This window comes from Streptomyces sp. NBC_00358 (genome assembly GCF_036099295.1).
Taxonomy (GTDB): domain Bacteria; phylum Actinomycetota; class Actinomycetes; order Streptomycetales; family Streptomycetaceae; genus Streptomyces.
Map to the genome: position 1 here is coordinate 4,727,564 of NZ_CP107976.1, position 13,973 is coordinate 4,741,536.

Below are 13,973 nucleotides of genomic sequence, written 5' to 3' on the forward strand. Positions count from 1 at the left end.
GCGTGAGCCCCTACGCGGGTGCGCCCCCGGTGGCGCTCCAGTGGAACAGCGTCATGGCCACACTGGTCGCGAGGTTGTAGCTGGAGACCTGGGGGCGCATCGGCAGGGACACCAAGTGATCGGCACGGGCCCGCAGTTCGGCCGAAAGACCGTTGCGCTCCGAGCCGAACGCGAGCAGCGCGTCGTCGGGAAGCTTGGACCCGCGGATGTCCTGGCCCTCCGGGTCGAGCGCGAACACCGGTCCCGGCGGCAGTTCGTCCACCGTCAGGCGCTCCACGGCGGTCGCGAAGTGCAGGCCGGCCCCGCCGCGGACGACCGTGGGGTGCCAGGGGTCGAGCGTGCCCGTCGTGACCACTCCGGTCGCGCCGAAGCCCGCGGCGAGCCGGATCACGGCGCCGGCGTTGCCGAGGTTGCGCGGATTGTCGAGGACGACCACCGGCGTCGTGCGGGGCGTACGGGCCAGCGTCTCCAGGTTGACGGCGCGTGAGGGCCGTACGGCGAGAGCGGCCACCGAGGTGGGGTGCGGACGCGGCACCAGGGCCGTGAACGCCGCCTCCGCGACCTCGGTCAGCAGCTCGTCGAGAACGGCGCGTACGTCGGGAGCGAGTTCGTCGGCCAGCGCGAGGACCGCGTCCCGGTCGGTCGTGACGGCGACCGGGACGCGTGCTCCGAAGCGCACCGCGTGCTTGAGGGCGTGGAAGCCGTCGAGCAGGACGGATTCGTCGGCGAGCTGGCGCCAGGCGCGTACCGGGTCGGTCATGCGGTGAAGCCTACGTGCGCGCGCCCGGACTCCTCCGGGACGCCCGGCTCGGGCTCCCGGGGCCCCGGCACCGTACGGCCGCCGCGGGGGAACAGCCCTCCACGCGCGCGTGCCACCAGTCCGCCCAGGCGCAGCAGGAAGGACGTCGGCAGGAACACGGCGTCCGCGGCGATCATCGCGAGCGAGAAGAACGGCAGCCCGAGGACCACGGCGATCACGGCGTGCTCGGTCATCATGGCCGCCAGCAGGACGTTCTTGACCCGCCTGTTGAACAGGGTGAAGGGAAAGGCGACCTGCACGACGACCGTGCCGTAGGTGACGAGCATCACGATCGTGCCGTGCGCGGACAGCAGGTCGGACAGGGCCGGCCACGGCGAGAAGGACTCCAGGTGGAGGGGGTAGTAGACGGCGGTGCCGTCCTGCCAGCGCGAGCCCTGGATCTTGTACCAGCCGGCGGTCGCGTAGATCAGGCACGCCTCGGCCATGATGATCATCAAAGCCGCGTTGTGCACGAGGTTCGCCACGACGTCCAGCAGGACGCGCGGCTCCGCGGTACGGGCGACCCGGCCGACGGTCCACCACAGACCCTGCACCGCCCACAGCCCCCAGAGGACCGTGAGCCAGCCGCCCAGGACGCCCCCGTCGATCCGTCCCGCGCCCGTCGCCACCGCCAGCACGACCCCGAACCCCGCCCACAGCGCGGGGCCCGCCCGGTCGGGCCGGGGCCGCTCGCCACGCGCGCGTGCCTCACGGGCGCGACGGTCGCGCCGCGCGTCGAGGGACCACACCTGGCCGCAGCGGGTGAACACCAAGTAGATCGACATCAGGTGGAGGACGTTGTCCCCGCCGTCCCCCATGAAGACACTGCGGTTCTGCAGCGACAGCACGCCGATCATGAAGATCACGGACATCGTGCGGGTCCGCCATCCCACCAGCAGCAGGGCGCCGGTGAGGGCGGCGAGGGCGTACACGGTCTCGAACCACATCTGGCTGTCGGTCCACACCAGGACCGTGAAGGCGTGGTTGCTCGCCACGAGCTGCCGGGCGAGGTCCCAGCTCCAGGGTCCGTCGGGCCCGTACATCTCCTGGCGGTGGGGGTACTCGCGCAGCAGGAACAGCAGCCAGGTGGCGGCGAAGCCGATACGGATCACGGCGCTCTGGTACGGGCCGAGGGCGGACTCCGTGACCCTGGCGATGCCGCGCGCGACCGTCGGAGCGAATCGGCTCATCGGGCGCTCGCCTCCGTCACCGCGTCCGCGCGGTCGCTCGCCGGAACGGCCCACCAGGGCAGCTCACGGACGACGGGCCGGTCGGACACCTTCTCCCCGCTCCACGAGGGAGGCGGCACGTCGGTGGTCAGGGAGCGGAACTGGACGCGTTCGACGACGGCGCCCGCGCCACCCGCGTGCTCGCGGTCCAGACGCAGCACGCCGATACGGCGCAGGTACTGCTCCGAAAGGTCGCCGCGCAGGCCCGCGGGGCGGTTCTGGGCGTCGTGCGTGCCGGCGTAGAAGTCCCAGGCGCGGCGCAGCTCGTTCTGCTGGGTGTGGCTCGGCAGCGGGTTCCCGTCGATGGCGAGTCCGTCGAGCGCGGACAGGTCGTACCAGCCGGTCTCGCGACCACTGCCGTCCGGGGTACGGACCAGGGCGCGGACCTGGACCGCGATGTCCTGCTGCAACGGGTTGGGGGCGAAGAGCTTCCAGTTCTGCTCGAACTCGGGGTAGATCCATTCGTCGATCGCGCGGCCGTGCTGCCTGGTCACCGTGTTCGAGGGCGCGACGTGCAGGAACACCATCCCGAGGTGCACACAGGAGGCGACGGCCACGACGGCCAGGGCGAGGGCGGCGACGATCTGATAGCGGAGCGAGAGCGCGGCCAGCCCCGCGGGCTCCTCGACCCCCGGACAATCAGCCGCCTCGGGCCCCACCGCCTCGGGCCCCACCATCTCGGGCCCCACCATCTCGGGCCCCGCGGGAGCGGCCACCGCAGGTCCGGTCGCGTCGGACTCCGGCTCCGCCGACTCCGCTGGCGGGACAGCCTCCGGCCCGATCTCCCCGTGCTCCGGGAGAGTGGCCGCCTCGGCCCTCGTCCGGTCGGCTCTCGTGCCGTCGGCCCTCGTACCGTCGGCCCTCCTAGGGTCGGTCGCCGGCTCGTCGGGGGACGTCCTGGCGCCGGTGACCGTGTCCGGCGCGGCGTCCTCGGACGCGGCGCCGTCGGACCGGGCGCCGTCGGACCGGGCGACCCCGGGCACGGCCCCCTCGGGCGCACCCGGCCCAGGCTCCGGCTTCGAGCCCTCGTCGTTCGCGTCCATCCCGCCCCGATTCACGATCCCGCGTCCGGCTTTCGGCCCCCGGACTGCGGGCACCGTACCGCCGCGTACCACCACACCACGACGTTCGCAGGCGAACGGTACTCAGACGCGCCCCTTCGGCACAGCCCCATGGGCCACAACGGCCACACCGACGCGCACGAGGTCATCCACAGCGGTTGACAGCGTACGGCGACCGACCGACCATTGTTGCGAGCGAACCGAACGATCGGTCGGTCGGGAGAGAGGTCGAGGGGGACCGCATGGCGACAGCATCAGCGCACCACACGGCCCGCACACAGGCGGACGAAGCCGCCGACGAAGCGGCGCGCACAGCGGCATACGAGGCCGTCTTCGACGCCGCGGTGGCGGCCGACGAACGCATCGAGCCGCGGGACTGGATGCCCGACGCCTACCGGTCCACCCTGGTCCGCCAGATCGCGCAGCACGCCCACTCCGAGATCATCGGCATGCAGCCGGAGGCCAACTGGATCACCCGCGCGCCCTCGCTGCGCCGCAAGGCGATCCTGATGGCGAAGGTCCAGGACGAGGCCGGACACGGCCTGTACCTGTACAGCGCGGCCGAGACCCTCGGCGTCGGCCGGGACGAACTGCTGGACAAGCTGCACTCCGGCCGCCAGAAGTACTCGTCGATCTTCAACTATCCGACGCTGACCTGGGCCGACGTCGGCGCCATCGGCTGGCTCGTGGACGGCGCCGCGATCACCAACCAGGTCCCCCTGTGCCGCTGCTCGTACGGTCCGTACGCGCGCGCGATGGTCCGCGTGTGCAAGGAGGAGTCCTTCCACCAGCGCCAGGGGTACGAGCTGCTGCTGGCCCTGAGCCAGGGCACCCCCGAGCAGCACGCGATGGCACAGGACGCGGTGGACCGCTGGTGGTGGCCCTCCCTGATGATGTTCGGCCCGCCCGACGACGAGTCCTCGCACTCCGCCCAGTCGATGGTGTGGAAGATCAAGCGCCACTCGAACGACGAGCTGCGCCAGCGGTTCGTCGACATAGCCGTACCCCAGGCCGAGTCCCTCGGTCTGACCCTGCCCGACCCCGACCTGGTGTGGAACGAAGAGCGGGGACACCACGACTTCGGCGCCATCGACTGGACGGAGTTCTGGGAGGTCCTCAAGGGCAACGGCCCGTGCAACGAACAGCGGATCACCCAGCGCCGGAGCGCCCACGAGGAGGGCGCGTGGGTCCGGGACGCGGCCGCCATGTACGCGGACAAGCACACGAGCGGGACCGGTGGCTCCGCGAGCACGACCGGTGAGACAGGAGCGACCCGAGCATGACGAACACCGACTGGCCGCTGTGGGAGGTCTTCGTGCGCTCGCGCCGCGGGCTCTCGCACACCCACGCCGGCAGCCTGCACGCGCCGGACGCCGAGCTGGCCCTGCGCAACGCGCGCGATCTGTACACGCGCCGCGGCGAGGGCGTCTCGATCTGGGTCGTCCCGTCCGCAGCCGTCACGGCCTCCTCGCCCGACGAGAAGGACCCGTTCTTCGAGCCGTCCGCGGACAAGCCGTACCGGCACCCGACGTTCTACGAGATCCCGGAAGGGGTGAAGCACCTGTGACTCCCACCGTGACCACCGCGGCGGCCCTGGCCCTCGGCGACGACGCCCTGGTGCTCTCGCACCGTCTGGGGGAGTGGGCCGGCCACGCGCCCGTCCTCGAAGAGGAGGTCGCCCTGGCCAACATCGCGCTGGACCTGCTCGGCCAGGCCCGGGTTCTGCTGTCCATGGCCGGTGACGAGGACGAGCTGGCGTATCTCCGCGAGGAGCGCGCCTTCCGCAACCTCCAGCTGGTCGAGCAGCCGAACGGCGACTTCGCGCACACCATCGCCCGCCAGCTCTACTTCTCCACCTACCAGCGACTTCTCTACGCTCAACTGGCAGCCGGGGAAAGCGAGTTCGCCCCACTCGCCGCCAAGGCCGTCAAAGAGGTCGCCTACCACCAGGACCACGCCGAGCAGTGGACACTGCGGCTCGGTGACGGCACGGACGTGAGCCATGGGCGGATGCGCCGGGCGTGCGACGCGCTGTGGCGCTTCACCGGTGAGATGTTCCAGCCGGTCGAGGGCGTCGACATCGACTGGGAGGGAACGCGGGCCGCCTGGCTGGAGTCCGTGGGAGCCACCCTGCGCCGTGCCACGCTGCCGGTCCCCGAGGGGCCGCAGTCGGGGGCGTGGGCGGCGGGCGCCGGGCGCCAGGGACTGCACACCGAGTCCTTCGGGCGGATGCTCGCCGAGATGCAGCATCTGCACCGCAGCCACCCGGGGGCGTCATGGTGACGGCGACCGCCCTGGAGGAGGAGCTGCGCAGACTGGCCGGCTCCGTACTCGACCCCGAACTCCCCGTTCTCACCCTGGACGATCTCGGTGTGCTGCGCGCCGTGCACGTCCTCAGCGCCGACTCCGTCGAGGTCGAACTGACCCCGACCTACACCGGCTGTCCGGCCGTCGAGGCCATGTCCATGGACATCGAGCGGGTGCTGCACGAGCACGGCATCCGCGATGTGTCCGTGCGTACGGTGCTCAGTCCCGCGTGGTCGACGGACGACATCTCGGACGAAGGCCGCCGCAAACTGCGGGAGTTCGGAATAGCACCACCGCGTGGCGGGCGTCCCGCCGGTCCGGTGGCGCTCGGCCTGGGCCCGACCCGGACGATCACCGACGCGCCGGAGCTTGACCCCGTCCGCTGCCCGTCCTGCGGCTCGGCCGACACCGAGCTGCTCAGCCGCTTCTCGTCCACCGCGTGCAAGGCGCTGCGCCGCTGTCTGTCCTGCCGCGAACCGTTCGACCACTTCAAGGAGTTGTGATGGCTCGCTTCCACCCGCTCCCGGTGGCCGCGGTCGACCGGATCACCGACGACTCCGTGGCCCTGACCTTCACGGTGCCCGCGGAACTGCGCGAGGACTACCGGCACTCCGCGGGCCAGCATCTGGCCCTGCGCCGCGTGGTCGACGGCACCGAGATACGCCGTACGTACTCCATCTGCTCACCGGCCCCCGCCTCCGACGGCGAGGGACCGCGCACCCTGCGGGTCGGAGTACGGCTGGTCGACGGCGGCGCGTTCTCGACGTACGCGCTCAAGGAGATCGCCGTCGGCGACGAGGTGGAGGTGATGCTTCCGGCGGGACGCTTCACCCTGGAGCCCTCGGCAGGCCTGTACGCGGCGGTGGTGGGCGGCAGCGGGATCACCCCGGTGCTGTCGATCGTCTCGACGCTGCTGGCGCGGGAGCCGGACGCGCGGTTCTGCCTGATCCGCAGCGACCGTACGTCGGCCTCGACGATGTTCCTGGAGGAGGTCGCCGACCTCAAGGACCGCTATCCGCAGCGGTTCCAGCTCGTGACGGTCCTCTCCCGGGAGGAGCAGCAGGCCGGGCTCCCGTCCGGGCGCCTCGACCAGGAGCGGCTGGCCGGGCTGCTTCCGGCGCTGCTGCCCGTGGACCGGGTGGCGGGATGGTTCCTGTGCGGGCCGATGGGACTCGTACAGGGTGCCGAGCGGGCGCTGCGCGGACTCGGAGTGACGCGGGCACGGATCCACGAGGAGATCTTCCACGTGGACGCCGGCATCACGACGGCGTCCGCCGTACCGGCTCCCGCGCACAGCACGGTGACCGCACGCCTCGACGGCCGCGGCGGCACCTGGCCCGTCCAGGCCGGCGAGTCGCTGCTGGACGCGGTGCTGCGCAACCGTCCTGACGCGCCGTACGCATGCAAGGGCGGCGTGTGCGGCACCTGCCGGGCGTTCCTGGTCTCGGGCGAGGTGCGGATGGACCGCAACTTCGCGCTGGAACCGGAGGAGACGGAGGCCGGGTACGTACTGGCCTGCCAGTCCCATCCGGCCACGGAGAAAGTGGAGCTGGACTTCGACCGCTGAGTCCGGCGGACACACCGTCGACGCGACTCCGCCCGCCGGTCCCGTCGTGGCGGGCCGACGACCGCTCGGCCCGCCACGCGGACGACCGATCGCGACCGTTCCCTTCTCGTAGAACCTGTTCTATCTTGACGCTCCGTCAGATCAGGCGCCTCGTCTGGTCGTTGGTCCGGCACGTGTGCGGGAGGACGGGATCGTGGACTTCACCTTCACCGAGGAGCAGCAGGCGGCGGTCGAGGCGGCGAAGGCGGTGTTCGCCGGAGTCTCCCCGGACGGCGTGCCCAGTCCCGCGCTCACCGCGGGCGCCGTCGCCGAGGACTTCGACCGGGCCCTGTGGGCACGGCTCGCCGACGCGGATCTGCTGAGCCTGCTGCTCGACGAGGAGTCCGGCGGGGCGGGCCTCGACGCGGTCGCACTGTGTCTGGTGCTGCGGGAGTCTGCGAAAGTGCTGGCACGGGTGCCGCTGCTGGAGAGCAGCGCGGCGACGGCGGCCGTACAGCGGTACGGCGGCGAGGAACTGCGGGCGGAGCTGCCGGCGCGGGCCGGCCGGGGCGAACTCGTGCTGACCGTCGCCGCCAACGGCAGGACCGGCCACGACCCGGCCGAACTCGCGGTGACAGCGCGCCGGGACGGCGAGGCGTGGGTGCTGGACGGCGTACAGACGGCGGTTCCCTGGGCCCACGGCGCCGACTTCGTCGTCGTCCCCGCGCACACGGACACCGGCCGGACCGTGCTCGCCCTGGTTCCCCGCGAGCACGAAGGGGCCGTGATCGCCGAGCAGATCTCCACGACCGGTGAGCGGCTCGGTGAGCTGCGGCTGGAGTCCACCCGGATCGCCTCCAGGAACGTGGTCGACACACCGGGCGCATGGGAGTGGCTGCGCGACCTGCTGGTCACCGGCACCTGTGCACTGGCGCTCGGACTCGGGGAGAAGGTCCTCCGGATGACGAGCGAATACACGGGCAAGCGGGAGCAGTTCGGGTTCCCGGTCGCCACGTTCCAGGCGGTCGCCGTGCAGGCCGCCGACCGCTATATCGACCTGCGTGCGATGGAGGCCACCCTCTGGCAGGCGGCCTGGCGGATCAGCACGGGCGCCGCGGGCGCGCTCCCGGCCTGCGGTGACGTCGCCGTCGCCAAGATCTGGGCATCGGAGGGGGTACGCCGGGTCGTGCAGACCGCACAGCATCTGCACGGAGGGTTCGGCGCCGACACCGACTACTCACTGCACCGGTACCACGCCTGGGCCAAGCAACTGGAACTGTCGCTCGGCCCGGCGGCGGCACACGAGGAGGCCCTGGGCGATCTGCTGGCGGCGCACCCCCTGGGGTGAGGCGTCCAGCGGCTACAGCACGAAGCCGGGCTCGCCCTTGCCGTTCACGACCGGGCGGCCCGCGGCCTCCCAGGTCTGCATGCCGCCTTCGACGTTCGCGGCGTCGACGCCCTGCTGGACCAGGTACATCGTGACCTGGGCCGAACGGCCACCGGAGCGGCAGATCACGTTGACCCGGCCGTCCTGCGGGGCCGCCTCGGTCAGCTCGCCGTACCGGGCGACGAACTCGCTCATGGGGATGTGCAGCGCCCCCTGGGCGTGACCTGCCTCCCACTCGTCGTCCTCCCGGACGTCCAGCAGGAAGTCTTCGACCGCGAGATTGTCGACCCCGACCGTGGGCACACCAGCTCCGAAACTCATGCCTCCGACGCTACCCGACCGCGCCGGCCGCGAAGCTCAGGGAGTCTGCCCGGTCAGCTCCGCCAGCTCGTACTCGCGCTCGCCGACCTGCGTCAGCAGCTGTTCGGCGATCTCCTCCAGAAGACGGTCCGGGTCTTCCGGAGCCATCTTGAGCATCGCTCCGATGGCGCTCTCCTCCAGTTCGCGGGCGACGAAGGTGAGCATCTCCTTGCGCTGGGAGAGCCATTCGAGGCGGGCGTAGAGCTCCTCGCTGCGGCTCGGCTTCCACTCCTCGGGCGCCGGCCCGGCGGCCCACTCCTGGGCCAGCTCCCGCAGCAACGCCTCGTCGCCCCGGGCGTACGCGGCGTTCACGCGGACGATGAACTCGTCGCGCCGCTTGCGCTCGGCGTCGTCCTGCGCCAGGTCGGGGTGGGCCTTGCGGACCAGCTCGCGGAAGAGCTTGCGGGCCTCCTCGCTGGGGCGCACCCGCTGCGGGGGCCGCACGGGCTGGTCCGTCAGCATCGCCACGGCCTCGGGGAACAGCCCCTCCGAGTCCATCCAGCCGTGGAACAGCTCCTCGACACCGGGCATGGGCATGACTCGCGCCCGTGCCTCGTGCGCCTTGAATATGTCCTCCGGATCACCGGTGCGCGCGGCACGCGCCTCGGCGATCTGGGCCTCCAGCTCGTCGAGCCGCGAGTACATCGGACCGAGCTTCTGATGGTGCAGCCTGGAGAAGTTGTCGACCTCGACACGGAAGGTCTCCACGGCGATCTCGAACTCGATCAACGCCTGCTCAGCCGCTCGCACGGCCCGTTCGAGCCGTGCCTCGGGCCGGGTGTCCTCATCCTGGCTCCGGCTCCGGCTCCGGCCCTCATCGGCCCGAACCTCGCTCTGCCCCGCGGGCTGCTCCTCGTGCTGCCCGGTGGGCCGGGTCCCGGCCTGCTCCTCGGGCCGGGCTCCGCTCGGATCCCCGCCGTCGGCCGCACTCCGGTCCTCGGTGCGGACCTCGTTCCTGGGAGCTTCCTGGGCGCCGGAGGGGGCGTCCGCGCCCTCCGCGTCCGTGATGCCGCCGCCGTCGCCGGGGGAGGCTTGGGGCGTCTTGCCCTCCGGGGCACCGGAGGGTTCCCGGTCCCCCCCGAAGGTGGGCTCGGACTGGCTCTGATCGGCTTCCGGGGTCGTCACCCGACCAGCGTAGGCCACACTCCCGCGCGGCTCACTGCCTTCCCCGCCTCTACAGCCACCTGACCGGCCACAACGACCCCAATGACCCCAACCACCCCGATCATCCCGACCGCTCCGATCACCGAAGCAGCGCACCACTCGCGCCGCTACCGGGACCTACCACCGGTTCAGCGGCCGGTTCAGCGGCCGGTTCAGCGGCCGAGTCCCAGCATCGGACCTGGCGCCGGGACCGGAAGCCCACGGCTCACACCGGTCGGACCACCCTGGTGACCGGCGCCGATGGAGCGGACCCTCCGCGCGGCCGGGCGGCCCGGACGGCCCCCCGGTCACACCCCCGCTTCGGACGCGATCCGCCCGCCTCGGACCGCCGCCACCAGGGCCGCGTGGTCCGCCTCCGTGCGGTCCGCGTAGGCGACGGCGAAGGAGGCGATCGCCTCGTCCAGTTCCTCGTTCTTGCCGCAGTAGCCGGAGATGAGACGCGGATCGGCGCTGTGGCTGTGGGCGCGGGCCAGCAGGGCGCCCGTCATACGGCCGTAGTCGTCGATGTGGTCGGCGGCCAGGGCGGCGGGGTCGACGCTGCCCTTGCGGTTGCGGAACTGGCGCACCTGGTAGGGAAGGCCGTCGACCGAGGTCCAGCCGAGCAGGATGTCGCTGACGACCTGCATGCGCTTCTGCCCGAGGACGACACGGCGGCCTTCGTGAGCCACCTGGGGCATCGGGTGGCCGGCCGTCGCGAGGTGCGGGAGCAGCACCGAGGCACGGGCCTCCTTGACCTGGAGCACAAGGGCTTCGCCGCGATGGTCCAGGAGCAGCACGACGTACGAGCGGGTGCCGACACTGCCGGTACCGACGACCCGGAAGGCGACGTCGTGCACCGCGTAGCGGGCCAGCAGGGGGAGGCGGTCCTCGGAGAGCGTCGTCAGATAGTGGTCCAGGGATGCCGCGACCGCGGCCGCCTCCTCGTCGGGAACCCGGCGCAGCACGGGCGCCGCGTCCACGAACCGGCGGCCGCCGCCCTCCACGGCCTCCGTCGACCTGGCGGCGAACCGCCCACTGGTGTTGGCCCGCGCCTTCCCGGAGACTCGCTCCAGCGTGCCGAGCAGATCGTGGGCGTCGGCGTGCGAGACGAGTTCCTCGTCGGCGATGGCGTTCCACGCGTCCAGCACCGGCAGCTTGGCCAGCAGGCGCATGGTGCGGCGGTACGCGCCCACCGTGTCGAGCGCGGCGGCACGACAGGTGTCCTCGTCCGCCCCGGCCTCCCGGCCCGCGAGCACGAGGGAGGTGGCGAGCCGCTTGAGGTCCCATTCCCAGGGGCCGTACACGGTCTCGTCGAAGTCGTTCAGATCGATGACGAGGCCCCCGCGCGCGTCCCCGTACAGACCGAAGTTCGCCGCGTGGGCGTCACCGCAGATCTGTGCGTTGACACCGGTCGTCGGGGTTCGGGCCAGGTCGTACGCCATGAGGCCCGCGGAGCCGCGCAGGAACGCGAAGGGCGTGGCCGCCATCCTGCCGACCCGTATCGGAGTGAGCTCGGCGAGCCGGCCCCTGTTGGACTCCTCGACCGCGGTCACGGCGTCCGGCCGGTCGGCGTCCAGCAGGAGCTCGGCATGGGCTCCTCGCGGTACGCGCCCGCGCAGCGCCTTTCCCTCTCCCTTGGGCGAGTCCTTCGACGGCCAGGCGGCGAACCCCGGAACAGCGAAGCCCCGGGCCCCGAACACCTCGGCCACCGCCTCGCCCTCGGACGAGGACCGCGTCTCCGACCGCGACCCGGGCTGCGACGCGGGCCGCGCTTCGGACTGGGGCGCCAACGGGTCCCCGGGCCGCGGGCCACCGCTGTCCTGCCGCGCCGGACCGGCCTGCTCGACCAATCCCGCCTGTCCTGCCTGTCCTGCCTGTCCTGCCTGCCCCGCCTGTCGCGGCGGCGCCGTCCGCGGCTCCGTACCCGCTGTACCGATCTCGGCCATCACGACCGCCTCCCCCGCACACGAACATCAACTCGTGCTGACCGTACAGCCGGTCGGGAAAACGCGTCAGACCCTGTGGACAACTCCAGCGGCGCACGGGGAACAAGCCACGCGCACACCCGGGTCCGCGCGTCGGTCGTCGGCGCCGGTGCGGCAACCCCGGGGAGGACTCAAGCGAGTTCGCTCATGCCCCGGGCCGCGTCCGCAGCCGGTCCGGGCAGGTTCCGCTCTCCGGCAGATACCTCTCCGCCCAGGAACCCAGCTCCTTGAGCGCGGGTTCCAGCGCCGCTCCCGCCTCTGTCAGCCGGTAGGAAACCCGCAGCGGGGGACCCTCGTTGACCTCGCGCACCACCAGGCCGGCCGCGCCGAGTTCGGTGAGCCGGTCGGAAAGCATCCGCTCGCTGATGCCCGGGATCGCCCTGCGCAGATCGGCGAAGTGGACGGGGTGCTGCATCAGAACCGCGACCACGAGACCCGTCCAGCGCTTTCCGAGCAGCGTGAAGACACGGGTCATGCCGTCGTCGACCTTCTGACACGGCCCCACGTCGTGGCTTCCCGGTTCTGCCATGACCTCAGGGTACTGCGTCCACACAAGGGGATGAAAAAAAGTAAGTAGCTGTGTTATCTATAGTTAGCAACGAAAGAGAAGCCCCTCGGGCGGCTCGGCTCGGCTCCTCCCCCACCCGGTCCATCCCCGTTTGTCTGGAGATCCCCATGGCCACCCTCCTCCACATCGACTCGTCCGTCTTCACGGGCGACGCCTCCACCTCGCGCGCCGTGACGAACGCCTTCCGCACGGCCTGGCAGGAGCAGCACCCCGACGGCACGGTCGTCTACCGCGACCTCGCCGCGCACCCCGTGCCGCACATCACGGCGGACGCCCACACCGCCGGTTTCGCCGCCCCCGACACGCACACCCCCGGGCAGGCCGAGGCCTTCGCCGCACGGCTGGAGCTCATCGAGGAGCTGGAGAACGCGGACGCGATCCTGATCGGCGCCCCCATGTACAACTTCGCCATCCCCTCGACCCTCAAGGCGTGGCTCGACAACGTCGTCCTCATGGGGCGCACCGCCATGGCCGAGGACTCGAAGGCCAAGGGCACCCCGGTCACCGTCGTCGCCAGCCGCGGCGGCTCGTACGCGCCCGGCACTCCGCGCGAGGGCTTCGAGTACGTCCAGAACTACCTGGAGGCCGTACTGCGCGACGCGCTCGCCCTCGACCTCGACTTCATCGTTCCGGAGCTCACCATGGCCCCGCACAACCCGGCGATGGCCGAACTGGTCCCGCTCTTCGAGGCGTCCCGCAGCAAGGCCCTCGACGAAGCGGCCATCCAGGCCAAGAAGGCCGCGGAGCGCGTCGCCGCGTAACGCCCGGCGACCACCGCCGCTCCGTCCACCGAGGACGGCACACAGCCCCGCAGGGCCGGACACCCGATCCCGCGGGGCTCCGCCGCGTCCGCGAACGCCCGTCCACCCGCCGCCGCGGTCCGGACGGCTCCCCGCCGTTCACATGAGAGCATCGTCACACTTCACGGCGAGCACGAGCCGCCGGCATGGCCCGGCACTCCCGATCGCGTGGCAGCACGGGCGGACATCGGGAACATCACCACAGCCGCCCGCACCACCGCGGGTCCCGCACACCGAGTACCGGACTCCCGGACCCCGCCGTCCCGGACAACACGGCCCCGGACAACGCGAAAGCCCCCCAGGTCGAAACCTGAGGGGCTTTCAGCTTGTGCGCGAGGGGGGAGTTGAACCCCCACGCCCTTTCGGGCACTGGAACCTGAATCCAGCGCGTCTGCCTATTCCGCCACCCGCGCATTGGGTGTGTCGTCCGTCTCCCACCGAGTGGTGCGAGCGCCTTCCGACATGCAGAAGATTAGCACGCTGTCAGGGGTGGATTCACATCCCTTTTCCCCGCCCCTCACGCCCGGCACCCCCCGTCCCCGCGACCGGCAACCGCAGGCCCGGCGCCCTTGCCCCGCCCGGCCCGCGGCCCCCGCGGCTCCCGATCCGGCACCGGCCGCGTCCCTCACTCCCGCCCCGGCACCCTTCACACGTTTCAGACAGAACCGGTTCACGTATCAACCTCGTACCGGTCCTGCGCATCTCCCCAGGAGCCGGGCGGGCCGCACAGTCAGGTGCGGGACACTGGTCGTGGGGCGCCTCTACGATCCATGGCAGGAGTTGTGCCG

Annotated in this window: 14 protein-coding genes and 1 tRNA gene; 7 read left to right on the plus strand and 8 right to left on the minus strand. The window is 71.8% G+C overall.

The features are described from left to right. Window positions 1–10 precede the first annotated feature (10 nt). The 3 genes from OHT01_RS19935 to OHT01_RS19945 are packed head-to-tail and all read right to left on the minus strand — an operon-like array spanning window position 11 to window position 3,071. Window positions 11–760 (minus strand): TrmH family RNA methyltransferase, encoded by a 750-nt coding sequence (locus OHT01_RS19935; protein ID WP_328554495.1) that lies wholly within the window; start codon window positions 758–760, stop codon window positions 11–13. Continuing rightward, window positions 757–1,989 carry an HTTM domain-containing protein gene (locus OHT01_RS19940; protein WP_328554496.1) on the minus strand — a complete coding sequence of 411 codons (1,233 nt, stop codon included), beginning with the start codon at window positions 1,987–1,989 and terminating at the stop codon, window positions 757–759. The genes OHT01_RS19935 and OHT01_RS19940 overlap by 4 nt, the downstream gene beginning before the upstream one ends. Continuing rightward, window positions 1,986–3,071, minus strand: coding sequence for a DUF5819 family protein (locus OHT01_RS19945; RefSeq protein ID WP_328554497.1), 1,086 nt, complete (start codon window positions 3,069–3,071; stop codon window positions 1,986–1,988). Before OHT01_RS19945 ends, OHT01_RS19940 begins: the two co-directional genes overlap by 4 nt. A 260-nt stretch (window positions 3,072–3,331) precedes the next feature. Here OHT01_RS19945 and paaA point away from each other — a divergent pair, with 260 nt between their 5' ends. The 6 genes from paaA to OHT01_RS19975 all read left to right on the plus strand — a co-directional run bounded on the left by paaA (window position 3,332) and on the right by OHT01_RS19975 (window position 8,290). Further along, on the plus strand, window positions 3,332–4,372 hold the full coding sequence (paaA, locus tag OHT01_RS19950) for a 1,2-phenylacetyl-CoA epoxidase subunit PaaA (protein ID WP_328554498.1): 1,041 nt from the start codon (window positions 3,332–3,334) through the stop codon (window positions 4,370–4,372). After that, window positions 4,369–4,656 carry a 1,2-phenylacetyl-CoA epoxidase subunit PaaB gene (gene paaB, locus OHT01_RS19955; protein ID WP_164372737.1) on the plus strand — a complete coding sequence of 96 codons (288 nt, stop codon included), beginning with the start codon at window positions 4,369–4,371 and terminating at the stop codon, window positions 4,654–4,656. Before paaA ends, paaB begins: the two co-directional genes overlap by 4 nt. After that, window positions 4,653–5,372 (plus strand): 1,2-phenylacetyl-CoA epoxidase subunit PaaC, encoded by a 720-nt coding sequence (gene paaC, locus OHT01_RS19960; protein WP_328554499.1) that lies wholly within the window; start codon window positions 4,653–4,655, stop codon window positions 5,370–5,372. Before paaB ends, paaC begins: the two co-directional genes overlap by 4 nt. Then, on the plus strand, window positions 5,366–5,899 hold the full coding sequence (gene paaD / locus OHT01_RS19965; protein WP_328554500.1) for a 1,2-phenylacetyl-CoA epoxidase subunit PaaD: 534 nt from the start codon (window positions 5,366–5,368) through the stop codon (window positions 5,897–5,899). The genes paaC and paaD overlap by 7 nt, the downstream gene beginning before the upstream one ends. Next, window positions 5,899–6,963: a 2Fe-2S iron-sulfur cluster-binding protein gene (locus tag OHT01_RS19970; RefSeq protein WP_328554501.1), complete on the plus strand. Its 1,065-nt coding sequence runs from the start codon at window positions 5,899–5,901 to the stop codon at window positions 6,961–6,963. Before paaD ends, OHT01_RS19970 begins: the two co-directional genes overlap by 1 nt. A 193-nt stretch (window positions 6,964–7,156) precedes the next feature. Continuing rightward, window positions 7,157–8,290 (plus strand): acyl-CoA dehydrogenase family protein, encoded by a 1,134-nt coding sequence (locus OHT01_RS19975; RefSeq protein WP_328554502.1) that lies wholly within the window; start codon window positions 7,157–7,159, stop codon window positions 8,288–8,290. A 12-nt stretch (window positions 8,291–8,302) separates the two neighbouring features. Here the strand turns inward: OHT01_RS19975 and OHT01_RS19980 are convergent, their stop codons facing one another. The 4 genes from OHT01_RS19980 to OHT01_RS19995 form a co-directional block, all read right to left on the minus strand. Then, window positions 8,303–8,650, minus strand: coding sequence for a rhodanese-like domain-containing protein (locus tag OHT01_RS19980; protein WP_328554503.1), 348 nt, complete (start codon window positions 8,648–8,650; stop codon window positions 8,303–8,305). Between the two features lie 36 nt (window positions 8,651–8,686). Next, window positions 8,687–9,439 carry a hypothetical protein gene (locus OHT01_RS19985; protein WP_328558180.1) on the minus strand — a complete coding sequence of 251 codons (753 nt, stop codon included), beginning with the start codon at window positions 9,437–9,439 and terminating at the stop codon, window positions 8,687–8,689. 701 nt (window positions 9,440–10,140) lie between these two features. Beyond that, complete coding sequence (locus tag OHT01_RS19990) at window positions 10,141–11,541, minus strand: DUF2252 domain-containing protein (protein ID WP_328554504.1); 1,401 nt, start codon at window positions 11,539–11,541, stop codon at window positions 10,141–10,143. A gap of 421 nt (window positions 11,542–11,962) precedes the next feature. Beyond that, window positions 11,963–12,346, minus strand: coding sequence for a winged helix-turn-helix transcriptional regulator (locus tag OHT01_RS19995; RefSeq protein WP_328554505.1), 384 nt, complete (start codon window positions 12,344–12,346; stop codon window positions 11,963–11,965). A gap of 146 nt (window positions 12,347–12,492) precedes the next feature. Between OHT01_RS19995 and OHT01_RS20000 the strand changes: the two genes are divergently transcribed. Then, window positions 12,493–13,146 carry an FMN-dependent NADH-azoreductase gene (locus OHT01_RS20000; protein WP_328554506.1) on the plus strand — a complete coding sequence of 218 codons (654 nt, stop codon included), beginning with the start codon at window positions 12,493–12,495 and terminating at the stop codon, window positions 13,144–13,146. 368 nt (window positions 13,147–13,514) lie between these two features. Here OHT01_RS20000 and OHT01_RS20005 read toward each other — a convergent pair. Continuing rightward, window positions 13,515–13,598, minus strand: a tRNA-Leu gene (locus tag OHT01_RS20005). Between the last annotated feature and the right edge of the window lie 375 nt (window positions 13,599–13,973).